This window comes from Advenella sp. RU8, from assembly GCF_048381675.1.
Lineage (GTDB): Bacteria > Pseudomonadota > Gammaproteobacteria > Burkholderiales > Burkholderiaceae_B > Advenella.
Genome location: NZ_JBLWIS010000007.1, coordinates 132,866 through 147,093 on the forward strand (window position 1 = coordinate 132,866; position 14,228 = coordinate 147,093).

Here is a 14,228-nt window from a genome sequence, read left to right on the forward strand (position 1 = left end):
ATGAGCCAACCCCTGCCTGCCGCCATGGAACAATGGCTGGCGTACTTGCACACAAACAAGCGTTATTCACCCCATACACTGGCTGCATACCGCAGGGACCTGGCACAACTGGCAAGACTGCATCCCGATACAGAGCTGGCCAGCATGACCAACCAGCAAATCCGCACTGCCATTGCCCGCCTGCACGCCAGCCAAATGAGTCCGCGCAGCCTGGCGCGCATTCTGTCTGCCTGGCGCGGCTTCTATGCATGGTGGGTACCACTGGCCAAACTAAGCATCAATCCGGCCAAAAATGTCAAAACACCCAAGGTTCCCCAAAGCCTGCCCAAAGCATTGTCGGTAGAGCAAACCCAGGCCCTGCTTGACCATCCGGCCAAAAACCTGCAAAACGACCCGGTCCAGCTGCGCGACCAGGCCATGTTCGAGTTGTTTTACTCCAGCGGGCTGCGCTTGGCCGAGCTGGTCCAACTGGACACTCACTACACAAAAAAAGACGATTATGAGTCGGCCGGCTGGCTTAACCTGGATGAGCGCGAATTGACCGTCAGGGGCAAAGGCAATAAAACACGGCTGGTTCCGTTAGGCAAAAAAGCGCAGGAAGCAATCTTGATGTGGCTACAAGTCCGCGCCTCGCTGCTGAAACCGGCAACCCCAGGGCACGATTCAAACGCGCTTTTTTTGGGGGAGCGCGGCTCACGCATCACCCCAAGGGTAGTGCAATTGCAACTGAAAAAATTTGCCCGGCAATCGGAAATACCCGGCCAGATTCATCCGCACGTACTACGCCACAGTTTTGCCAGCCACCTGCTGCAATCAGCCCAGGACTTGCGCGCGGTACAAGAGCTGCTTGGTCATGCAAACATATCAACCACGCAAATTTATACCCGGCTGGATTTTCAGCACCTGGCCAAAGCTTATGACCAGGCGCATCCAAGGGCCAAAAGAAAAAACTGACTACTTGAGCGCTTCGGTAATGACACGGACATTGCTCCGCATCATGCCCAGATAGGAATCAGCTTCACCGGTTTTGGACAAGGCATCCGAATACAGTATACCCCCCACTTTTGCACCCGTTTCTTTGGAAATTTGATCCTGCAGCTTATTGCTTTTCACATTTTCCAGAAACACAGCGGGTATCTGCTGTTCCTTGATTTGCCTTATTATTGCAGAGATATCTTTGGCGGAAGGCTCGGCCGATGTGGAGATACCTAAGGGGGCAATCACTTCAAGGCCGTATGCATCGGCAAAATAGCCAAAGGCCTCATGCGTCGTGACAATTTTCCTGCGTTCGACCGGAATTTCTGACATGGACTTGCGAACCTGCTCATCAAGCGCCTGCATCTGCTTGATGTAGTCTTGGGCATTGCCCGCATACAATGCGGCATTCTCAGGGTCTGCCTGCGTCAACGCCTGGGCAATATTGCGAACATAAACCTGCCCGTTGGCCAGATCCTGCCAGGCATGTGGATCAAACTCTCCATGATCATGCTCATGTTCATGCTCTTGTTCGTTTTCTTGTTCAGGGTGCTCATGCCCTTCATGCCCGTGATCATCATGCTCGTGCTCATCATCAACGGACGCCTCACCCAGTTTACGCACTTTTACGCCATCACTGGCAACGATGACCTTGCCCTTGAACCCCGAAGAAGCCAGCAAACGGTCGGTCCAGCTATCCAGGCCAAGTCCGTTGACAAACAGCAGTTTGGTGTCAGGAGAGGACATTTTTTTAACATCCTGTGGTGTCAGTTCAACTTCATGCGAATTGCCGTCGGCAGGCACCAGTGAAACCACATTGACCTGATCGGCACCCACCGATTTCACCATATCGGCCAGAATGGAAAAACTGGCAACCACTTCGATGGGGGCCTTGGCATGTACGGGCAAGGCAGAACCCAACAAACCCGCCAGCACCATGGCTGGCACGCCTTTAAAATAGGCCTGAAATTTCATTGTTTTGATCCTGTTATTGGTTGAAAAAACTGATACGACTGCGAATAACACCACCTTGGCGACCAAACAACAAGCCCAGGATATAAAACAGGCCGGCAACCAGGATAATAGCCGTAGAGGCAGGCACACTGTAGTGATAGGAAATGACCAAACCGGCGTAGGCTGACAATGCGCCAATCAGGGCTGCCATCACCAGCTGGCTGCCTACCGTACGCGCGCAAAATCGAGCGGCAGCGGCCGGCAACATCATCATGCCCACCACCATCAAGGTACCCAGCACCTGAAAACCGGCCACCAGGTTCACTACCAGCAACATCAGGAACAGCATATGAACCAGCGATCCGCCACCACCTTCGGAGCGTAAAAAACCGGGATCCAGGCACTCGATAATCAAGGGCCGGTAAATTAACGACAATAACAGGATAGTCAGGCTGCTGACCACCATGATAAACAGCAGGGCCTTGTCATCCAGCCCCAGCACGGAACCGAACAGGACATGCAGCAAATCCATATTGGAGCCCTTCAGGGACAGCAACATGACCCCCAACCCAAGGGAAATAAGATAAAAAGCGGCAAAACTGGCATCTTCCTTCAGGGAAGTAAGCCTGGATACTACGCCTGCCAGCAGGGCAACCAGCAATCCGGTTAACATCCCCCCCACCAACATGGCCGTCAAGGAAACCCCGGCAATCAGAAAACCGGCAGCCACCCCTGGCAATATGGCATGCGACATGGAGTCAGCCACGAGGCTCATGCGCCGCAAAATAAGAAACACACCCAACGGCCCGGTGGCCACAGCCAGAAAAATGGCACCGAACAGGGCACGGTTCATGAATCCGAATTCAACAAAGGGAGAAAGAAAAATCTCGTATAAACCGCCCATCAAAAGCCTCCGAGCGAGAGGCGACGGGCCTTCTGCAGATTTTCTTCAGTAAGGATTTCAGCGGTTTTACCCCAGGCAACCACTTGCCTGGCCAGCAAAAGCGTCTCGGGAAAACATTGCCTGACCCGGTCCACATCGTGCAAAACGGCAATGATGGTTCGCCCTTCAGCGTGCCATCCCAAAATAATGCGCATCAGGTCTTCACAGGTATCTTCATCAACAGCGGCAAAAGGCTCATCCAGCAACAACACCTTTGCGTCGCGCACCATTAAACGGGCAAACAGGGCCCGTTGCAGCTGCCCGCCCGACAAACTGCCAATCAGCTGGTCGGCCACCGGCTGCAAGCCAACTTTTTCAAGCGCATCATTGATGCGGGCACGTTCAGTCTTGCCATATTGCCGCCAGGGTCCGATCCGGCGCCAGGCTCCCATGGCTACCAGCTCGTAGGTGGTGATGGGAAAACTGCGATCAAGGTCGCTAATCTGGGGAAGCAAGGAAAGTTCCTTGCGAAAAGCCGGGGCAATTTCGATGCTGCCTGCGGTTGGCTTGAGAAAATTGATGATACCTTTGACCAGAGTGGATTTGCCGGCTCCGTTAGCACCAAGGATCGCGGTAAGCGTACCTTGGTTGAACTGTCCGGAGATATGCTGAAGCACCGGTTTGTCCCGCCACCCGAGCGATACATCATTCAGGCGGATAACAGGATTCACAGGACCATACCTGAAACCAATGTGCCTAGCCCTGGCAACCAGCCCATGACATAACCGGTTATTCCCCACATGAGCGCCAGCAAAAGCCCGACCTGCATCACCCTTGCCAACGCGGAATTGAGCAATGGGGATTGAATCCGCTGGCTGGCGGCATGAACAGTAGCTGAAGGATTGCTGGAAAGTGAGGTTTGCATAACAGTGACGAGGCTGAAAAGGCGTAAAACAATCAACAAATGATATGATATAACATATTAAAACATAAAATAACCGGCAATGTCATTAAAATTCTCCTTGCCGAGACACTTTTTCCACTTCATGGTACATTGGCCTAAAGTATCAACTTATTATTTTTATTATTAAAATCGTTCATGCATTCCACTCATCACCACTCTCACTCGGATAAATCAGTCAGCCAGCGGCTACTTGAAGCCGAGCAGCTTTGTGAGTCTCGTGGCAAACGGCTTACGCCCATCCGCCAGCAGGTGCTCAGGCTCATGCTGGAAGAATCGCGTAGCCTCAAGGCCTATGAGCTTCTTGATGCCATGCTGGCTATTCACCCCAAATCCAAACCACCCACCGTTTATCGTGCACTTGAGTTTCTTGAAGAAGAGGGTCTGATTCACCGCCTTGATGCAGTCAACGCATGGACTGCCTGTATTGATGTCAACAGTCATCACCACGATTTGCTGGTAGTTTGCACGCAATGCGGCAAAGTGGTTGAAATAAGTGCTCCCGAAATCAGCAACCAGCTTAAAAAGCTCATTGCCAATACCGGTTTTTCACTTACTTCCAACGAAACGGAAATCAGGGCAACCTGTGCACAATGCAAGGCAAAAGAGCAATCCGAAGACCCGCATTAATGCATTAAGCATACAAAATCGGCCACAGGCCTTGCATTTTGAAATAATGCCCCCATCATGGGATGTTGCACCACAAAAACGCTTTTTTTCCTGGTTTATACTGGCGGCATTAGGGTTTACAACTAAATTGATTTAATTTTTCGTAAAGACGCTGATATGTGTTTGCCAGATAATGAAAGCTGTGATGTAATTCTCCGATTATATTGAAAATTTTCGCCGTGCAGAAAATCTGCCCGCGATGTTAGTTAAGAAGCATAATTATGACTGTTAGCCAGGCACAAGCCAATAAAATGGTTCCTGTCACCGTTCTAACCGGATTCCTTGGTGCAGGAAAAACCACTCTACTCAAGCGAATCCTTACCGAATTTCACGGCAAGCGCATTGCCGTCATCGAAAATGAATTCGGGCCCGAAAGCATCGACAACGAACTGCTGGTACAGGATAGTGATGAAGAAATCATTGAACTGAACAACGGCTGCGTCTGCTGCACGGTTCGCGGTGACTTGCTTAAAACCCTTACCGACCTTAAAAACCGCCGCCTCAAAAACGAGCTCAACTTTGAGCGCGTGATTATTGAAACTACCGGCGTGGCCAATCCCGGTCCGGTCTGCCAGACGTTTTTCATGGATGATGGCATTGCCGAATACTTCCGCCTTGACGCGGTCATCACAGTCGTTGATGCCAAACATGGCATGCAGACCCTGGATACCCAACCCGAAGCGCAAAAACAGGTTGGTTTTGCAGACCGTATCCTGATCTCCAAAAAAGACCTGGTCAGCGACGAAGAGTATGCCTCGCTCAAAAGCCGCCTGATTCACATGAATCCCCGTGCGGAAATCATGCCAGTGCATTTTGGCGAAGCCGATCTCGACAAAATCCTTGACGTGACCGGATTCAACCTCAACAGCATTCTGGATATCGATCCCGAATTCCTGAAGGACGATCACCCTGATGCCCATGACCACGACCATCATCATGATCATGACCATGAATGCGGTGCACACTGCGACCATGACCATCATCACGAGCATGGCCATCATGAACACAATCATCATCACGCCCATCATGATGATGAAATCGGCGCATTTGTCTTTACCTCCAGCAAACCCTTCGATCCGCAACGCCTAGAGGAATTCCTCAGCGGCGTGGTTCAGGTTTTTGGTCCCGACCTGTACCGGTACAAAGGTATCCTGTATATGAAGGGCGTAAAACAAAGAATGCTGTTTCAGGGTGTTCACATGCTAATGGGAGCAGAACCCGGAAAACTGTGGGGACCCAAAGAAAAACCTTACAACAAAATGGTTTTTATCGGTCGAAAATTACCCAAAGACGTATTTACCAACGGCTTGACGCAATGCCTTGCCTAAGGCAGTAATTTTGTTACACACAATGAAAGCAGGTTCCTGATTCTCTATACAATAATTGATACTTCCTGAACAGGCTTTCATTGATTTGATTAATAAGCAGTACTACTGAACGGAGTGTTTGATGGCTAACAAATCAGCTAAAAATACCGACACAATCACAGAACAACCGTTATTAACCGAAGAACAGTTACTCGCCATGCCTGAAGAGGACTACATGAACGAACAGCAACTTGCGTTCTTCAAAGACCGACTCAAGAAACTGGAAGCTGAGATTCTGAATAACGCGGATGCGACAACCGAAAACCTGCGCGAAACCCAGTTTGTTCCCGATCCGGCAGACCGCGCGACCATCGAGGAAGAGCACGCCCTGGAACTCCGCACCCGTGACCGTGAGCGCAAGCTGCTGAAAAAAGTTCAGCAATCCCTGCAGCTCATCGATTCAAAAGAATATGGCTGGTGTGAAGAAACCGGGGAACCCATTGGCCTACGTCGCCTGTTAGCCCGTCCAACCGCCAACCTTTCCCTGGAAGCCCAGGAAAGACGCGAAAAACGCCAAAAACTCTACGGCGATTAAAAATCTTTTTTCCCTCCCTTGAAATTCTTCCTGCCAACCCCATCTACGGAAACTACAGGAAGAATTTCATGGAACAATTTCACGCTACTACCATTGTTTGTGTTCGCCGCGGCAACGAAGTTGCTATTGGCGGTGATGGTCAAGTCACACTGGGCAATATCGTTTTTAAAAGCACTGCCCGAAAAATCCGTCGTCTTTATAATGACAAAGTCCTGGTTGGATTTGCTGGCGCCACTGCCGACGCCTTTACCCTGCTGGAACTCTTCGAAGCCAAACTTGAGAAACATCAGGGCCACCTGATGCGTGCTGCCGTCGAGCTCACCAAAGACTGGCGCACCGACCGCGCGCTGCGTCGCCTTGAAGCCATGCTGATTGTGGCCGACAAAGAGCACACATTGGTGCTGACCGGCAATGGCGATGTCCTCGAACCCGAACACAGCCTTGCCGCCATCGGCTCAGGTGGTGCTTACGCGCAATCTGCTGCCCTGGCCCTGCTTCATAATACCAACCTGACGCCTGCCGAAGTGGTTAAAAAATCTCTTGAAATCGCCGGTGCCCTGTGTATTTATACCAACCAGAATCACGTTATCGAAACGCTTTAATCAGGATACATCATGACAACCAGCGTAATGACGCCCAAAGAAATTGTCTCTGAACTGGACAAAAACATTATCGGCCAGCAAAAGGCCAAAAAATCCGTTGCGGTCGCCCTGCGTAACCGCTGGCGCCGCCAGCAGGTAGCAGAACCCCTGCGCCACGAAATTTCCCCCAAGAACATCCTCATGATTGGCCCTACCGGTGTCGGCAAGACCGAAATCGCCCGTAGGCTGGCCAAGCTGGCAAATGCGCCATTTATCAAGGTTGAAGCCACCAAATTCACCGAAGTGGGCTATGTTGGCCGCGATGTCGACACCATCATTCGTGACCTGGTTGATATCTCTGTCAAGCAAACCCGCGAGCTGGAGATGCGCCGCGTGCGTACCCAGGCTGAAGATGCCGCCGAAGACCGTATTCTTGATGTACTGGTCGCCCCCGCCCGTGATGCCAACGGAGACCCGATTCGCGAAGAAAACAGCGCCCGCCAGAATTTCCGCAAACGCCTACGTGAAAACAAAATCGATGACCTGGAAATTGAAATCGAGGTTGCACAGCAAATGCCCCAAATGGAGATCATGGCCCCTCCGGGCATGGAAGACATGACCGAGCAATTGAAGGGCATGTTTGCCGGCCTGAACCGCGACAAGAAAAAAACCCAGAAAATGACCGTCAAGAACGCCTTCAAACTTCTGGTTGAAGAAGAAGCAGCCAAACGCGTCAATGAAGAAGAAATCCGCAACGCGGCAGTTAAAAATGCCGAACAGAACGGTATTGTTTTCCTGGACGAAATTGACAAAATCGCCGTGCGCCAGTCACAAAGCAGCGCCGACGTTTCCCGTCAAGGCGTGCAGCGCGACCTGCTGCCTCTGGTTGAAGGCACAACCGTCAACACCAAATACGGCATGATCAAGACCGATCATATCCTGTTCATTGCATCGGGTGCTTTCCATCTTTCACGTCCTTCCGACCTGATTCCCGAGCTGCAAGGCCGCTTCCCAATCCGGGTTGAGCTGGATTCACTAACCGCCGAAGACTTTGTGGAAATCCTGAGCAGCACTGATTATTCCCTTATTAAGCAATACTCTGCCCTAATGGCCACCGAAGATGTCCATCTGGACTTTACCGATGAAGGGATCAAACGGCTTGCCGAACTGGCATTTGAAGTGAATGAACGCACCGAAAACATTGGTGCCCGCAGATTGTATACCGTGATGGAAAAACTGCTCGAAGACCTTTCCTTTGATGCAACCGCCAGCAGCGAATCAACCATTCGCATTGATGCCGACTATGTAAACAGCAAACTGCAAGAAACCGCCCAAAGCCAGAATCTGGCCCACTACGTGCTGTAACACCGGTAAGAAAGCCTTCGTTCATTGCCCCCTCATGGCCTGCAAATCGTTGAAATAACGATAGCCATGCAAGGGGGCAATTTACACCAGGGCACTGATTATTTACGGATTTCTATAATAATGTACTGATTGTTCTGGTGACGGGCCTTGAACTCGACCTCGTCACCTGGATTGATATCTTTCAACAAAACTGGATTGATATTGTAAATCAAGGTCATCGCAGGCAATTTCAGTTCGATGATCGGACCATGCTTGATGGCGATTTTTCCCTTGTCTGCCTGAATCCGACGGACCTCTCCGGTGGCACTGCCCTCTTCCTGTGCCAATACCGGGCCAACTGCCAGTACACCAGCAAGGCCCAACGCTGCTGCCGCTAGCATTTTTTTCATGAAAACTCCTTTTCTGCAAGAAAACCAATCGTTTTATAGTACACAAATTTCTTCTGAAAAAGAGAAAATGAATTACTTTACCGGCCTAAAGGCATTTCATTTCGCTCATTAAAAAACTACGCTAGAATGTAAGCTGCACTTGTAAATTTGACTTGCAAATAAAATAGTAACTTTGGAGCAATGAATGGCAAAAACAATATTAGTCCCCTTCGATGGTTCGTCCAACGCAGCAAAAGCACTAGACTGGGCGATTTCCCTGGCAAAAGTATCCGGTTTTAAAATTCTGCTGCTTAATGTTCAACCCAGCTTCAGAACCGTTCATGCAAAAACATTCTTCAACAAATCAGACCTCGAAGAATACCAGCAACAGCTATTCAAAGAAGCCACCGAAGGTGTTGAAGATAAACTGAAAGCTGCAGGCATCGCCTACAATCTTAAACTGGACATCGGTGACCCCAAAGAGCGTATCGTTGAGGAAGTCCGCAATAGCGCCAACGGTGAAGATCGTATTGAACTGATCGTCATGGGTTCACGTGGCACCAACCCCGTTTTCAGCGGTGTGCTGGGTAGTGTCAGCTACGCAATCATCAACGCGGGCGTTTGTCCCGTTACCATTATTCCCCAAGAGAAAAAATAATTTTCTGGCGGCATAAACAAAGAGCCATCTTTTGATGGCTCTTTTTATTTACCCAACCATAAATTGCCTGATAAAGGAAAGACTATGCCTGACCGTTTAACCTCAATTGTGACCAAAACGGGTGACGCCGGCACAACCAGCCTAGGGGATGGTTCCCGAATTGCCAAAAATGATGCCCGTATTGAAGCGATTGGCCAGGTTGATGAGCTCAACAGCTTTATCGGTTTGCTTGCCTGCGAACAATTGCCCGATGGCATCCACAGCTCGCTTGAACGTATCCAGCATCATTTGTTTGATCTGGGCTCGGAACTGTGTGTGCCCGGCTATACCGCCCTGGCAGAAAGCCATGTGACTTTTCTGGAAACAGAAATCGAACAATTCCTGGTCCGCCTGACACCCTTGAAAGAATTCATCCTGCCAGGCGGCACACGCCAGGCAGGCCTGGCACACGTCTGCCGCAGCATTTGCCGGCGCGCAGAACGCAGCATGGTGACGCTAGACCAGCGCGAACCCCTTGGAGATATTGGCAGGCAATACCTGAACCGCCTGTCCGATTATTTTTTCGTACTTGCCCGCATCCTCAACAAAGAGGCTGGCCGCCAGGATATTTTCTGGCAAAAAGAAAAAACCTCGTAAGGTCAAGAACACTCAATCAATCGGCCGACCCTGTCCGGCTTCCTCATAGGTAATGCCATCCCGGATATGATAAATGCGCTTGAAAGTTGGAATGATTTTCTCATCATGCGTCACAACAATAATTGCTGTTTCATATTCACACGCCATTTCATTCAGGATACGGATAACCGCCAGTGCACGTTCGCTATCCAAAGGCGCGGTAGGTTCATCTGCCAAAATAATCGGTGGCCGATTGACCAACCCCCTGGCAATGGCCACCCGCTGCTGTTCACCACCCGACAACTGAGAGGGCATTGCCTTGGCCCGGTGCGCCACATCCAGCGCTTCGAGCAAATGCAAGGCTTTTTGCCGTGCCTGGTTATTGGGTACACCAGCCAACATGGGCAACAAGGCCACGTTATCGGTCACATCAAGAAAAGGAATCAGATAGGGTGACTGGAATACAAAGCCAATTTTGTCGCGCCGCAAGGCACGCAAATCACGCACTTTCCAGCCATTATCATAAATGCCCTGATCGCCCAGCATCATGACACCCTCGGTCGGATCAATAATGGCTCCCAGGCATTTAAGCAGGGTACTTTTGCCGGAACCCGAGGGGCCGATAAGCCCAACCACTTCCCCGGCAGCCACCTGCATATTCACGTCCTTAAGCGCCAAAAACGCATTTGCCCCCTGGCCATACTGTTTTTTCAGATTCCTGATACTGACGCCGCCAACTCTGTGAGACATTGAGACCTACCCCCCTACCGCTTCAGCCGGATCCACCCGCAATGCCATGCGAATCGCCACCAGGCTAGCCAATATGCAAATTATCATGACGGCAATAAAACCCATGATCGAGTCTTCAGGCATGATGAGAACGTATTTGGGAAAATAAGGAGCAGAAAAGCTGGAGGTGATCTTACCAACAACAAATCCGATCAGGCCCAGCACCACTGACTGCTGCACAATCATGGAAGCGATTGTGAAATTCCGGGTACCAATCAGCTTCAAGACCGCAATTTCCCGTATTTTATCCATGGTCAGCGTATAAATAATGAAAGCAACGATAGCCGCACTGACCACTGCCAAAATCACCAGAAACATGGCAATCTGGCGCGCCGAGGTTGAAATCATTTTACCTACCAGGATTTCTTCCATCTCTGCCCGACCATAAGCAGTCAGGTATTTCCATCGTTCTATGGCATTAATGACCTGTGCCGGATCAACACCCTCTTTCAGCGTCACCAGTATCGCGTTGACAGACAGATTACTGGTCCTTGAGGCAAGAATGGCATCCAGCAGACCAGGCACATTAGGCCGATTGAATTCGGGATTGGCCTGCGTTTTACGCCGGTCCAGCCAAATGGCTTCATTGTCTTTCAGGAACTGGGCCTCTTGGGCGTCTTTCAAGGGAATAAAAACCATCGGGTCTCCGCCTGAAGACACCATGCGCCGGGTCAAGCCAACCACCGTGTACTGATTGCGTCGCAAGGTTATCCGGTCACCCACCTTTAGCCCGGTAGCGATATCCGCAACCGCCTCATAATGACTACGCGTAATATGCCGCCCCGCCACCAGAAACAGGGGCCAGCCGGGTGTTTTCCCGGCCATTCCCGGTGCAATGCCCACCACCATCACACGTACATCCTTGTCATTATGATTGACCTGCATGGTCAGGTAAGTAATATTAGTGGCCTGATCAACACCGGGAATGCCAAGTATGCTTCGATACATGTCATCATTCAGGCTTGACGATTCCGCATAAGGCCCCAGGGTATCCTGCTGTACCACCCAGATATCCGCACCGCTATTATCCAGCAGTGATTTGCCATCGCTAACCAGGCCCCGATACACGCCCGCCATGACCAGCGTCACCCCAATCAGCAGGCCCAGGCCAATTCCGGTAAAAATGAATTTACCCCATGAGTGCAGGATATCGCGGCTGGCAAGATTAATCATTGCCAACTCCCGGGATTTGATCAGCAATCAAGATCCGGCTATTGGGACTCAATGGTTTTTCACTATATACGATAATCTGCTCTCCCTCCTGAAGCCCGGAAAGGATCTGCACATTGCCGTCCAGGTCCATCACGCCAGGTTGTACGGGCGTAAACTGCGGTTTGTTATTGATCACACGCCAAACGCCCTGCTGATTGCCCTGCCGTACCAACGCGGCATTGGGCACCACGACAAAACCGTTTATTTCGTGTAAATGTAGCGTCACCTCGCTCAACTCACCCAATGAAGGCAAAACCTCGGGCAAGACAGAAAAACTCACTTTTGCCAGCATTTCCTCAGTAACCACATCCGCTTTGGGCTCAATACGTGCCACTTTGCCCTGAAACACTTCCTTTCCCCGTGTGCGCAATACAATACTGGCAGGCAAATCAGCAGCAAGCCCTATCGAACCCGATTGATCGAAACGGGTATCTATCCAAATATCGGCCGGATTAATCAGCTCAAGCACCGCCTGCCCGGCAACAACGGTAGAACCTGGATCCGCATTTCGAATAATCACCATTCCATCAACTGGTGCCATCAGGCGCAAAGACGCCCGCTGGCTCAACAAAGCATTCAGATCGGCTTGGGCTTTGGTTATGTCTTCGGCCGCTGCGGCCAATCCGGACTCAGAAACCCGGTATTCCTGCTCCATGAGATTCATGCTTTCTTCACTGGTAGAGCGGGAAGCAAATAATTTCCGGTAACGTTCGAGTTGAACACTGGCGTGCTCAAACCTGACCTTTGCCTGGGTATGTTGCAAACCGGCACGCTTAAGCACCCTTTCCTGGGCCCGGATCCGCTCATCAAGATCAACAGGATCCATTTCTCCCAACAGCTGCCCTGCCTTAACCCGATCCCCCGTATTGACTGAAATATTCAACAATCTGCCGGTAACAAGAGGGCCAATTTGATAGGTATATCGGGCACTAACCGTACCAACGCCAAACAGCGAAGGAGCAATTGGCTGGATTTGGCTCTCGCTAACCGTCACATTTACCGGTGCCAGCGGCCCCGAACGGATAGCCACATAAATAAACAAAGCCAGCAGTGGCAACATGACCAAAAGCAGCCCCAACTTTCTTCCGCGCAATGAAATACTGGCCATGCTCAGCTCCTGATTGCCTGCAGATACAAGGCGAAAACCGCATCGGCATTCTTTTTCATTAATTGGATATCGCCGGCCAGCAACGATTGCATCACCAAGCCCTGAAGCGTCCCAAGAAACAACGTTGATGCTACCTCCGAATCCAGGTCATAGGCAATTTCTTTTTGTTCCTTACCTTGCTCTAACAGCACCTGGATACGTTTTGCATAACGCTGCATGAAATCCTGGACAATGCGCTTGGCTGCAGTAAGCTCAACATTCTGCAATTCACCAAACAAAATCCGGGGCACACCGGGATAAGTGAGAACAAAATCCACATGCTGCATGAACACGGCCTGTAGTGCGGCCAACGCGGAATATTGATGATTTTGAATCGCCTCTGTAACGCGACTGGATATGGTTGCTTCAACCCAGGACATCACCTCTTCCCAAATCGCCTCTTTATTGGGGAAATGACGGAACAAGGCACCCTGGGTAAGGTCCATTTGTTTTGCGATGGCAGCGGTTGTAATCACTGCCGGATTCATGACGCCAGCCAGCTTGATAACGGACATCACCGTCCTTGACTTGCGTTCGGCTGCAGATAAATGCTTGACCCTGTTTTCCATGCCTTGCCCAATAAGATAGTAATTAATTACTATCTTATCAGACTTAAAGAAAAAGCACAGTTTTTTAAACGTCCCGCCTGAAGCTGGATACATAATCCAGCTTCAGGCGGGGCTGTTCTTATAACTGTGCTTCTTTATTCAAGACCAGCAAAACACAAGCTGATCAATCTTCCTCGACAAACGTTTCTTCACGTTTTTTGCGGATGGATGGCGAAGCCACCAAGATCACCAGACCTACGGCCATCAGCAGCAGGGTCAGTGACAGCGGACGTTCCACAAAGGTCAGGAAGTCACCGCGGGACAGCAGCAGCGCACGGCGGAAGTTCTCCTCCATCATCGGGCCCAACACCAGGCCCAACAGCAGCGGCGCACCTTCACATTTGAGCTTGGTCCAGATGTAGCCGATGATGCCGAAGATACCCATCACGTAAATGTCAAATGCGTTGTAGTTCAGGGAGTACACACCGATCGTGCAGAACAGCAAGATGGCCGGGAACAGGACGCGGTAAGGCACTTTCAACAACTTGACCCACAAGCCCACCAGCGGCAGGTTCAGGACCACCAACATCAGGTTGCCAAT

Annotated in this window: 18 protein-coding genes; 8 read left to right on the forward strand and 10 right to left on the reverse strand. The window is 50.6% G+C overall.

Annotated elements, in window-relative coordinates:
* Nucleotides 1-954: a tyrosine recombinase XerC gene (xerC, locus tag ACM5Q9_RS10320; protein ID WP_418144650.1), complete on the forward strand. Its 954-nt coding sequence runs from the start codon at nt 1-3 to the stop codon at nt 952-954.
* Here the strand turns inward: xerC and ACM5Q9_RS10325 are convergent, their stop codons facing one another.
* The 4 genes from ACM5Q9_RS10325 to ACM5Q9_RS10340 are packed head-to-tail and all read right to left on the reverse strand — an operon-like array spanning nt 955 to nt 3,737.
* Nucleotides 955-1,950, reverse strand: a complete 996-nt coding sequence (locus ACM5Q9_RS10325; RefSeq protein ID WP_418144651.1) for a metal ABC transporter solute-binding protein, Zn/Mn family — start codon at nt 1,948-1,950, stop codon at nt 955-957.
* Between the two features lie 13 nt (nt 1,951-1,963).
* Nucleotides 1,964-2,833: a metal ABC transporter permease gene (locus tag ACM5Q9_RS10330; protein WP_418144652.1), complete on the reverse strand. Its 870-nt coding sequence runs from the start codon at nt 2,831-2,833 to the stop codon at nt 1,964-1,966.
* Nucleotides 2,833-3,543 (reverse strand): metal ABC transporter ATP-binding protein, encoded by a 711-nt coding sequence (locus ACM5Q9_RS10335; protein ID WP_418144653.1) that lies wholly within the window; start codon nt 3,541-3,543, stop codon nt 2,833-2,835. The genes ACM5Q9_RS10330 and ACM5Q9_RS10335 overlap by 1 nt, the downstream gene beginning before the upstream one ends.
* On the reverse strand, nt 3,540-3,737 hold the full coding sequence (locus ACM5Q9_RS10340; protein WP_418144654.1) for a hypothetical protein: 198 nt from the start codon (nt 3,735-3,737) through the stop codon (nt 3,540-3,542). The genes ACM5Q9_RS10335 and ACM5Q9_RS10340 overlap by 4 nt, the downstream gene beginning before the upstream one ends.
* Nucleotides 3,738-3,911: 174 nt before the next feature.
* Here ACM5Q9_RS10340 and ACM5Q9_RS10345 point away from each other — a divergent pair, with 174 nt between their 5' ends.
* The 5 genes from ACM5Q9_RS10345 to hslU all read left to right on the forward strand — a co-directional run bounded on the left by ACM5Q9_RS10345 (nt 3,912) and on the right by hslU (nt 8,290).
* On the forward strand, nt 3,912-4,403 hold the full coding sequence (locus ACM5Q9_RS10345; protein ID WP_418144655.1) for a Fur family transcriptional regulator: 492 nt from the start codon (nt 3,912-3,914) through the stop codon (nt 4,401-4,403).
* Between the two features lie 260 nt (nt 4,404-4,663).
* On the forward strand, nt 4,664-5,770 hold the full coding sequence (locus ACM5Q9_RS10350; RefSeq protein WP_418144656.1) for a CobW family GTP-binding protein: 1,107 nt from the start codon (nt 4,664-4,666) through the stop codon (nt 5,768-5,770).
* 121 nt (nt 5,771-5,891) lie between these two features.
* Nucleotides 5,892-6,344 (forward strand): RNA polymerase-binding protein DksA, encoded by a 453-nt coding sequence (gene dksA / locus ACM5Q9_RS10355; RefSeq protein WP_418144657.1) that lies wholly within the window; start codon nt 5,892-5,894, stop codon nt 6,342-6,344.
* Between the two features lie 68 nt (nt 6,345-6,412).
* Nucleotides 6,413-6,946: an ATP-dependent protease subunit HslV gene (gene hslV / locus ACM5Q9_RS10360; protein WP_418144658.1), complete on the forward strand. Its 534-nt coding sequence runs from the start codon at nt 6,413-6,415 to the stop codon at nt 6,944-6,946.
* A gap of 12 nt (nt 6,947-6,958) precedes the next feature.
* Complete coding sequence (gene hslU / locus ACM5Q9_RS10365) at nt 6,959-8,290, forward strand: ATP-dependent protease ATPase subunit HslU (protein ID WP_418144659.1); 1,332 nt, start codon at nt 6,959-6,961, stop codon at nt 8,288-8,290.
* A 98-nt stretch (nt 8,291-8,388) separates the two neighbouring features.
* Here hslU and ACM5Q9_RS10370 read toward each other — a convergent pair whose 3' ends face one another.
* Entirely contained in the window at nt 8,389-8,679 is a 291-nt protein-coding gene (locus ACM5Q9_RS10370) for a copper-binding protein (RefSeq protein WP_418144660.1), read from the reverse strand.
* Nucleotides 8,680-8,863: 184 nt separating this feature from the next.
* On the opposite strand from ACM5Q9_RS10370, the gene ACM5Q9_RS10375 reads away from it, so the two are divergent.
* Complete coding sequence (locus ACM5Q9_RS10375; RefSeq protein WP_418144661.1) at nt 8,864-9,316, forward strand: universal stress protein; 453 nt, start codon at nt 8,864-8,866, stop codon at nt 9,314-9,316.
* A gap of 84 nt (nt 9,317-9,400) precedes the next feature.
* Nucleotides 9,401-9,952: a cob(I)yrinic acid a,c-diamide adenosyltransferase gene (locus ACM5Q9_RS10380; protein ID WP_418144662.1), complete on the forward strand. Its 552-nt coding sequence runs from the start codon at nt 9,401-9,403 to the stop codon at nt 9,950-9,952.
* A gap of 12 nt (nt 9,953-9,964) precedes the next feature.
* Here the strand turns inward: ACM5Q9_RS10380 and ACM5Q9_RS10385 are convergent, their stop codons facing one another.
* The 5 genes from ACM5Q9_RS10385 to ACM5Q9_RS10405 form a co-directional block, all read right to left on the reverse strand.
* The gene (locus ACM5Q9_RS10385; protein WP_418144663.1) at nt 9,965-10,681 is read right to left on the reverse strand and encodes an ABC transporter ATP-binding protein; all 717 of its coding nucleotides are present in this window, start codon (nt 10,679-10,681) and stop codon (nt 9,965-9,967) included.
* Nucleotides 10,682-10,687: 6 nt separating this feature from the next.
* Nucleotides 10,688-11,893 (reverse strand): ABC transporter permease, encoded by a 1,206-nt coding sequence (locus tag ACM5Q9_RS10390; protein ID WP_418144664.1) that lies wholly within the window; start codon nt 11,891-11,893, stop codon nt 10,688-10,690.
* On the reverse strand, nt 11,886-13,040 hold the full coding sequence (locus ACM5Q9_RS10395) for an efflux RND transporter periplasmic adaptor subunit (RefSeq protein ID WP_418144665.1): 1,155 nt from the start codon (nt 13,038-13,040) through the stop codon (nt 11,886-11,888). The genes ACM5Q9_RS10390 and ACM5Q9_RS10395 overlap by 8 nt, the downstream gene beginning before the upstream one ends.
* 2 nt (nt 13,041-13,042) lie before the next feature.
* Complete coding sequence (locus tag ACM5Q9_RS10400; protein WP_418144666.1) at nt 13,043-13,648, reverse strand: TetR/AcrR family transcriptional regulator; 606 nt, start codon at nt 13,646-13,648, stop codon at nt 13,043-13,045.
* A gap of 163 nt (nt 13,649-13,811) precedes the next feature.
* A partial coding sequence (locus tag ACM5Q9_RS10405) for a tripartite tricarboxylate transporter permease (protein ID WP_418144667.1) occupies nt 13,812-14,228 on the reverse strand: 417 nt, incomplete at its 5' end.